At 53.4% G+C, this 7,035-nt stretch carries 7 protein-coding genes and 2 pseudogenes; 4 read left to right on the top strand and 5 right to left on the bottom strand.

Features of this window, described 5'->3' with window-relative positions:
* Positions 1-88: 88 nt before the first annotated feature.
* Positions 89-172, top strand: a pseudogene (locus AXE65_RS13615) (CoA pyrophosphatase); the annotation flags it as partial.
* A 24-nt stretch (positions 173-196) separates the two neighbouring features.
* Here the strand turns inward: AXE65_RS13615 and rpoS are convergent.
* Entirely contained in the window at positions 197-1,162 is a 966-nt protein-coding gene (gene rpoS / locus AXE65_RS10515; protein ID WP_068391956.1) for an RNA polymerase sigma factor RpoS, read from the bottom strand.
* Between the two features lie 196 nt (positions 1,163-1,358).
* Between rpoS and AXE65_RS10510 the strand changes: the two genes are divergently transcribed.
* Positions 1,359-2,231, top strand: coding sequence for an EamA family transporter (locus AXE65_RS10510; protein ID WP_068391953.1), 873 nt, complete (start codon positions 1,359-1,361; stop codon positions 2,229-2,231).
* Here AXE65_RS10510 and rfbD read toward each other — a convergent pair.
* The 3 genes from rfbD to ppsA are packed head-to-tail and all read right to left on the bottom strand — an operon-like array spanning position 2,228 to position 6,033.
* Positions 2,228-3,091, bottom strand: coding sequence for a dTDP-4-dehydrorhamnose reductase (gene rfbD, locus AXE65_RS10505; RefSeq protein ID WP_068391951.1), 864 nt, complete (start codon positions 3,089-3,091; stop codon positions 2,228-2,230). The two genes, AXE65_RS10510 and rfbD, sit on opposite strands and share 4 nt — an antisense overlap.
* Positions 3,088-3,627 carry a dTDP-4-dehydrorhamnose 3,5-epimerase gene (gene rfbC, locus AXE65_RS10500; RefSeq protein ID WP_068391948.1) on the bottom strand — a complete coding sequence of 180 codons (540 nt, stop codon included), beginning with the start codon at positions 3,625-3,627 and terminating at the stop codon, positions 3,088-3,090. Before rfbC ends, rfbD begins: the two co-directional genes overlap by 4 nt.
* Before the next feature lie 39 nt (positions 3,628-3,666).
* Entirely contained in the window at positions 3,667-6,033 is a 2,367-nt protein-coding gene (ppsA, locus tag AXE65_RS10495) for a phosphoenolpyruvate synthase (protein ID WP_068391959.1), read from the bottom strand.
* Positions 6,034-6,249: 216 nt separating this feature from the next.
* On the opposite strand from ppsA, the gene AXE65_RS14050 reads away from it, so the two are divergent.
* Positions 6,250-6,396 (top strand): hypothetical protein, encoded by a 147-nt coding sequence (locus tag AXE65_RS14050; RefSeq protein ID WP_204376555.1) that lies wholly within the window; start codon positions 6,250-6,252, stop codon positions 6,394-6,396.
* Positions 6,342-6,473, top strand: a pseudogene (locus AXE65_RS14470) (alpha-ketoglutarate-dependent dioxygenase AlkB); the annotation flags it as partial. The gene AXE65_RS14050 and the pseudogene AXE65_RS14470, both read left to right, overlap by 55 nt.
* A 72-nt stretch (positions 6,474-6,545) precedes the next feature.
* Here the strand turns inward: AXE65_RS14470 and AXE65_RS10490 are convergent.
* Positions 6,546-6,914: a 3'-5' exonuclease gene (locus tag AXE65_RS10490; protein ID WP_079214139.1), complete on the bottom strand. Its 369-nt coding sequence runs from the start codon at positions 6,912-6,914 to the stop codon at positions 6,546-6,548.
* Positions 6,915-7,035 lie beyond the last annotated feature (121 nt).

The raw sequence follows: 7,035 nt of genomic DNA, 5'->3' as shown, positions 1-7,035 counted from the left end.
TCAATCATCGACATGAAAACATCTATCTGGCCTTGCTAAAATTACTGCGTGAACAGCCGCTTTGATCGCGTTTGCTTCCTAAGACCCTTGGGGATTGACGGCGGTGATGATAGTCGAGCTGGTCAACTTGCTTTATGAAGCAGGTATCAACCTAAACCGGCCGCCGTCTTGAATACATGCCCTCTCTAATGAAACGCTAATGAAACAACGCCTCGCTGGAAAGGCCGTTGCGTTCGATGATTTCACGCAGGCGTTTAAGCGCCTCCACCTGAATTTGCCGCACCCGTTCGCGGGTCAGGCCGATTTCCAAACCGACTTGTTCCAAGGTGCTGCTTTCATGGCCGCGCAGACCAAAACGCAAAATCACCACTTCGCGCTGTTTTTCCGTCAGTTCGCTGAGCCACTGATCGAGACTGGCGGACAGGTCATCCTCTTGCAGCAAGCTGAGCGGGTCATTTTGCTGCTCGCCACTTAGGGTATCGAGCAGGATTTTGTCGGTATCTGGCCCTAGCGATACATCGACCGAAGCGACCCGCTCATTAAGCCCCAGCATGCGCTTGACTTCGCCGACCGGTTTTTCTAAAAGCTGCGCGATTTCCTCCGAAGACGGCTCATGGTCGAGCTTTTGCGTTAGCTCGCGGGCGGCGCGTAGATAGAGGTTAAGTTCCTTGACCACGTGAATGGGCAGACGGATGGTGCGCGTCTGATCCATCAGTGCGCGTTCAATGGACTGGCGAATCCACCAGGTCGCATAGGTGGAAAAACGAAAGCCGCGCTCGGGGTCGAACTTTTCCACCGCGTGAATAAGCCCCAAATTGCCTTCTTCAATCAAATCCAAAAGTGGCAGGCCACGATTGGTATAGCGGCGGGCGATTTTCACCACCAAACGCAGATTGCTTTCAATCATGCGTTTGCGTCCGCCCGCATCGCCTTGTTTTATCAAGCGGGCGAAATGGATTTCCTCCTCAGCAGACAGTAGCGGGGAAAAACCAATTTCATTGAGGTACATCTGCGTGGCATCCAGCGCGGCGCTGGTATCCGCCGCACTGCGCCCGGTTTTGCTGGCAGCGGATTGAGTCGGCCTGGGTGCATTGTCCGCCTGATTAGCGGCCAAATGCGAGGCGGTGCCGCCGGGCTGCTGCTTTGTATTGTCGGCTGTCATCCTTTGAGCGCTCCTTTTTATTTCACCCTGCCCCCGCAAGGTTTCTCCCTTAATGGGCGTGGCGATAGTTACAAAATGGCAAGGCGGCGGCAATAGCTACTGGGTGTTCTTTTGTGTCTAGCATGTCTATCGGGGCACGGGCATACTGCGCGGGCTGTGTATGTCTTCCTCTATGCCCTGATTTGTCGTAAAACCCATGCCCAATCATTCTGCCAATAACAGCAGCGCCTCGCTGGTGCTGTCGATTACCTTGCTGCTGGTCGCCATTATGTCCGTCTATGTCGGGGCGACGCTGGCCAAGCAGTTGTTCCCACTGATTGGCGCACAGGGCGCGGTCGCGCTGCGCCTTGGTTTGGGGGCGCTGATTTTGTGTGCGCTGATGCGACCTTGGCGGGCGCGGCTTGCTTGGAGTAATGCACGCTGGCTGCTGGCTTATGGGGTTAGCATCGGCGGCATGAATTTGATGTTTTATATGGCCATCCAATATATCCCGCTGGGTATTGGGGTGGCTTTGGAGTTTTTGGGGCCTTTGGGTCTTGCTCTTTTATATTCCAGACGACTGCTCGATTTGCTCTGGGTGGCGTTGGCAGCCACTGGTGTGTGGATGCTGATGCCGCATACCGATGCTGCGGCACTTGAGATTAAAGGTATTTTGCTGGCGCTCGGCGCGGGTTTTTGCTGGGCGCTTTATATCGTCTTCGGACAAAAATCCGGTGCGCAGAACGGTCAGCATACGGTCACGCTCGGCATGCTGGTCGGTGCGCTGATGGTGCTGCCGGTGGGGCTTCACAGTGCCGGGACGGATTTGTTTGCGCTGTCCATTTTGCCCATTGCCCTTGGCATGGCGGTGCTGTCCGCTGCGCTGCCATTTAGTCTTGAGATGTACGCAATGACGCGCATGCCCACGCGCACCTTTAGCATTTTGATGAGTTTGGAGCCGGTGTTTGGTGCGCTTATCGGGCTGCTCTTGCTGCACGAAGTATTAAGCCTGACACAGTGGCTGGCGATTGCCACCATTGTTGCCGCTTCCAGCGGCGCGGCGGCGACCGCACGCGGCAGCATGCACTAGGCGAGTTGCGCCAGCATCTGCCGTAGTCCGTCTCGCCAATCGGGCGGGCTAAGGCCTAAGCTGCGCTGTAGTAATCCGCTATCTAACGCCGAATAGCGCGGACGACAAACGGCGCCGGGATAATCGGCAGACTTAATCGCTATTATTTCTGGACGTTGTTTAAGCAACCCCAAGATAAGCGCCTGTTCGGCGATAGTGACTGCAAATTCGTACCAACTAACCGCTGGCTGCCCACCGAAGTGGTAAATCCCCCAAGGCAGCTTAGCCTGCTCGCGATAGTGTTTAGCCAGTTGCCCAATCGCTTTCGCTAAAGCGGGCGCAGGCGTGGGCGTGCTGAACTGATCATTCACTACAGTCAGTAGCTGCCGGTTTTGTGCTTTATACAAAATCGCTTTTACAAAATTGTTGCCGTGCACGCCAAACAATCCACCCGTGCGCAAGATAAGGTGACGTGGATTAACCGCAGTCAGCGCTTTTTCTCCGGCCAGCTTGCTTTGTCCGTAACTATTGAGCGGTGCGGGTTTATCTTCTTCTCGGTACGGGCGCTGTAACTCGCCGTTAAAAACATAGTCGGTGGATAGATGAACTATCGGTAGATTACTTTGCGCCAAATGCTTTACACCTCTCTCATTGACCGCAAAGGCTTGCTCAGGCTCTTGTTCAGCTTGATCAACAGCGGTAAAAGCGGCGGCGTTAATGATCAAATCGGGTTTTAGTTCGCGCAAAGCCTTGGCTACTTGTTCAGCGCTACGAATATCCAATTGCCGGGAACTCGGCAGCATTAAGGTAAAACCCGCCTGCATTTGCCGCTTAACTTCAAAACCAAGCTGGCCGCTAGCGCCGACAAGTAACACTCTCATTGATTTTTAAGATAATCCGTAAGACTGGGCAGATGCTTATCGCGCTGCGACAATATGGGCTGTTTGATCGGCCAGTCAATGGCCAGTATTGTGTCGTTCCAACACACACCGCTTTCATCCTCTGCACAATAAAAATCCGTGCAGCGGTAATGCACATCCGCCCAAGCGGACAGCACACAAAAGCCGTGCGCATAGCCTGGAGCCAGCCAAAGCTGGCGGTGGTTAGTATCGCTAAGTTCAACTGCCACATACTGAGTGAAATGGGGCGAGGTCGGCTCAATATCGACGGCCACGTCCCATATCCGCCCGTAACTGACGGAAACTAATTTGCCCTGCGGACGGCGACGCTGAAAATGCAGCCCACGCAGCACTTGGTGGCTTGAACGCGACAGGTTGTCCTGCACAAAGGGCTTCTCGATGCCGATTTGCCGGTAGCGCTGCTGCTCAAAGCTCTCCAGAAAAAAGCCACGCTCGTCACGAAATACGCGCGGTTCAATGATCAGTACGCCGGGTAAACGGGTTTGAATAACCTTCATTCCCTCTCCCCGGACTCCGCTGGTGGGCAGCGCTGCCAGCTACTGCTCCCCCGCCAAAAACAGCCAGGTTTCCATCACCGAATCGGGATTGAGCGAGACGCTGTCAATGCCCTGTTCCATCAGCCATTTGGCTAAATCGGGATGGTCGGATGGCCCCTGCCCGCAGATACCGACGTATTTACCGGCTTTGCGGCAGGCAGCAATGGCATTCGCCAGCAGTTTTTTGACCGCCGGATTTCGTTCATCAAACAAATGGGCAATAATGCCGGAGTCTCTATCCAGCCCCAAGGTTAATTGGGTTAAATCATTGGAGCCGATGGAAAAACCGTCAAAATATTCGAGAAACTCTTCAGCCAAAATCGCATTGGATGGCAATTCACACATCATAATAATGCGCAAATTATTTTCGCCGCGTTTTAATCCATTGGCCGCCAATAAGTCGATAACCTGCGCCGCTTCACCCAAGGTACGCACAAAGGGCACCATAATCTCAACATTGCTAAGCCCCATTTGCTCGCGAACTTTTTTTAAGGCACGGCATTCAAGTTCAAAGCAGTCACGAAAGCCCTCGCTGATATAACGTGAAGCGCCCCTAAAGCCAAGCATGGGGTTTTCTTCATTCGGCTCAAATAACTTGCCGCCAATTAAATTGGCGTATTCATTGGATTTAAAGTCCGATAAACGCACGATCACTTTTTTCGGCCAAAAGGCTGCGGCCAGTGTGCTAATCCCTTCGACCAGTTTTTCAATATAAAACGCCACCGGATCTGCGTAACCGGCTGTGCGTTTATTGATACTGGCCTTAATCTCTTCGGGTAATGCGCTGAAATTAAGCAGCGCTTTAGGATGCACGCCAATCATGCGGTTAATAATAAATTCCAGCCGCGCCAAGCCAATACCGGCATTGGGCAATCCAGCAAAGTCAAAGGCACGATCGGGGTTGCCCACATTGAGCATGATTTTAAAAGGCAACTGCGGCATCACATCGACCGAATCGCTGCGCACGTCAAAACCCAACTCCCCGGCAAACACCAAGCCGGTATCGCCTTCGGCACAGGAGACCGTTACGCCCAGCCCGTCTTTTAATAGCGAAGTGGCATTGCCGCAGCCCACCACGGCGGGAATGCCCAGCTCGCGCGCGATAATCGCCGCGTGGCAGGTGCGCCCGCCGCGATTGGTGACAATGGCGGCGGCGCGTTTCATCACTGGCTCCCAGTCCGGGTCGGTCATGTCCGAGACCAAAATATCGCCCGCCTGCACCTTGTCCATTTCGGCAATATCAGTCACCACGCGCACCTTACCCGCGCCGATTTTCTGCCCGATGGCGCGACCTTCTACCAATACTTCGCCTTTTTCTTTAAGCAGATAGCGCTCCATCACGCTTTGCTTGCTGCGGCTTTTTACTGTTTCTGGCCGTGCCTGCACGATATAGAGCCTGCCATCGTCGCCATCTTTGGCCCATTCAATATCCATCGGGCGGCCGTAATGGCGCTCGATAATCAGCGCTTGTCGCGCCAGTTGGCTGACCTCGTCATCGGTCAAGGCAAAGCGGTTGCGCTGCGCTTCTTCAACTTCAATGGTTTTTACTGATTTGCCCGCACTCGCCGTTTCGCCATAAATCATCTGGATGGCTTTGCTGCCCAGATTACGCCGCAAAATCGCCGGTTTCCCCGCCTCCAGCGTGGGCTTATGCACATAGAACTCATCGGGATTGACCGCGCCTTGCACCACGGTTTCCCCCAGCCCGTAAGCGGCGGTGACAAACACTACATCGGGAAAGCCCGATTCGGTATCGAGGGTAAACATCACCCCGGCGCTTGCGGTTTCCGAACGCACCATGCGCTGCACACCCGCAGACAGCGCGACCAATTTGTGGTCAAAACCTTGATGCACGCGATAACTGATAGCACGGTCGTTAAACAGTGAGGCGAATACTTCTTTAACCGCGCGGATAACGTTGTCGATGCCGCGAATATTCAAGAAGGTTTCTTGCTGCCCGGCAAAGGAGGCATCCGGTAAATCCTCAGCAGTCGCCGACGAGCGCACGGCCACGGCAAGGTTCTCGTTACCTTCACAAAGCACGCTAAAAGCCTCGCGGATGGCGCTATCCAGCGCTTTAGGTAGTTCGGCCTGCATAATCGCCGCACGGATTTGTGCGCCGGTTTGCGCCAAGGCTTTGACATCATCCACATCCAGCGCATCCAGCGCCGCATGAATACGCGCATTAAGGCCGCTTTGTTCGAGAAAATCGCGATACGCCTGTGCGGTCGTCGCAAAACCGCCGGGCACCTGTACACCGGCGGCGGCGAGGTGGCTGATCATCTCGCCAAGCGAGGCATTTTTACCGCCTACCCGTTCAACATCCGCAATACCCAAGCGGTCCAAGGAAATAACGTACTGGCCCAAGGTAAACTCTCCAAGTTGTCGTTTGTACGCGCTGCAAAGTGGCCGCATACAGTAGCAGACTGACAGGCATTTGGAACCATAAAGCCAGCATTTGTCATAAACCTTGTTGAAATAAAAGCCAACGGCCAGCCACTTTTTTGTTGCCCGCTGCGCTGCTTGTGCCCTGCTCGCCAAAATAAAGCACATCAGAATGTTCACCTAATACGCAGCGGACACATGACCCATTGCGTTGAAATCGGCTGGATAGCCGATAAACAGGGCTATCGCTACAGTCAAATCGACCCATTAACGCAAAATCCTTGCAAGTGGGATTTGCGCCCCATGCTTGCCTTATCAATCAGTACCAAGCAGGCGCACGCTTAGGGCGGCATATTGATAGGGTCGAAGGCGACAGCACACAGCCGATAGCCTCCTTTAGCCTCGGCGTACCCGCCGTATTTCGCCGGGCGGTTTGTGATGACCTTTAGATACTCTAGATATTGCAGGTTAATTAAATTGACTGCTTTTTTTATTTAAGGCTTTGCTTGATTAGCCAGCAGCGCTTTGGCTAATTCATTATCGCGGTGAAAGCTAAGCAATAAACGCTCGGTAGCGCGGGTCATACCGACATAGAGCAGGCGCATGGCGGCGGTTAATGCGGCATCATCAATTTCTTTGCCGGGAATAAAGGAAGCGTCCAACAGCACTACGGTAGAAAACTCCAAACCTTTGCTGCTGTGAATGGTCATTATGGGGATTTTGTCTTCGTCTACCCGGTAATCTTTACGGGTTTTAGAGTCTTTTAACCAAATACAGGGAATAGCCGCTTGTTGCAGTGCTTGTTCCATGTTGTGCCCGGCTTCACCGCCCGGATAGAGTACGGCCATATCCCGAAATGCCATGCCGCGCTCATCGTGCCAAGTGCGCAGGGACAGCACCAAAATAAATTATAAAATCAATAGCTTAGATAGTTTGTCGGGGCTTTTTTGGGGCTTACTCAATTTTAGCCTGCACACATTACGC

This window comes from Ventosimonas gracilis, assembly GCF_001580025.1.
In the GTDB taxonomy this organism is placed as follows: domain Bacteria; phylum Pseudomonadota; class Gammaproteobacteria; order Pseudomonadales; family Pseudomonadaceae; genus Ventosimonas; species Ventosimonas gracilis.
This window is presented reverse-complemented; position numbering and strand designations above follow the sequence as displayed.

Excerpts from the sequence above, each read along its gene's own strand:
- rpoS (WP_068391956.1), bottom strand. The coding sequence starts at position 1,162 with ATGACAGCCGACAATACAAAGCAGCAGCCCGGCGGCACCGCCTCGCAT.
- AXE65_RS10510 (WP_068391953.1), top strand. The coding sequence starts at position 1,359 with ATGCCCAATCATTCTGCCAATAACAGCAGCGCCTCGCTGGTGCTGTCG.
- rfbD (WP_068391951.1), bottom strand. The coding sequence starts at position 3,091 with ATGAGAGTGTTACTTGTCGGCGCTAGCGGCCAGCTTGGTTTTGAAGTT.
- rfbC (WP_068391948.1), bottom strand. The coding sequence starts at position 3,627 with ATGAAGGTTATTCAAACCCGTTTACCCGGCGTACTGATCATTGAACCG.
- AXE65_RS14050 (WP_204376555.1), top strand. The coding sequence starts at position 6,250 with ATGACCCATTGCGTTGAAATCGGCTGGATAGCCGATAAACAGGGCTAT.
- AXE65_RS10490 (WP_079214139.1), bottom strand. The coding sequence starts at position 6,914 with ATGGCATTTCGGGATATGGCCGTACTCTATCCGGGCGGTGAAGCCGGG.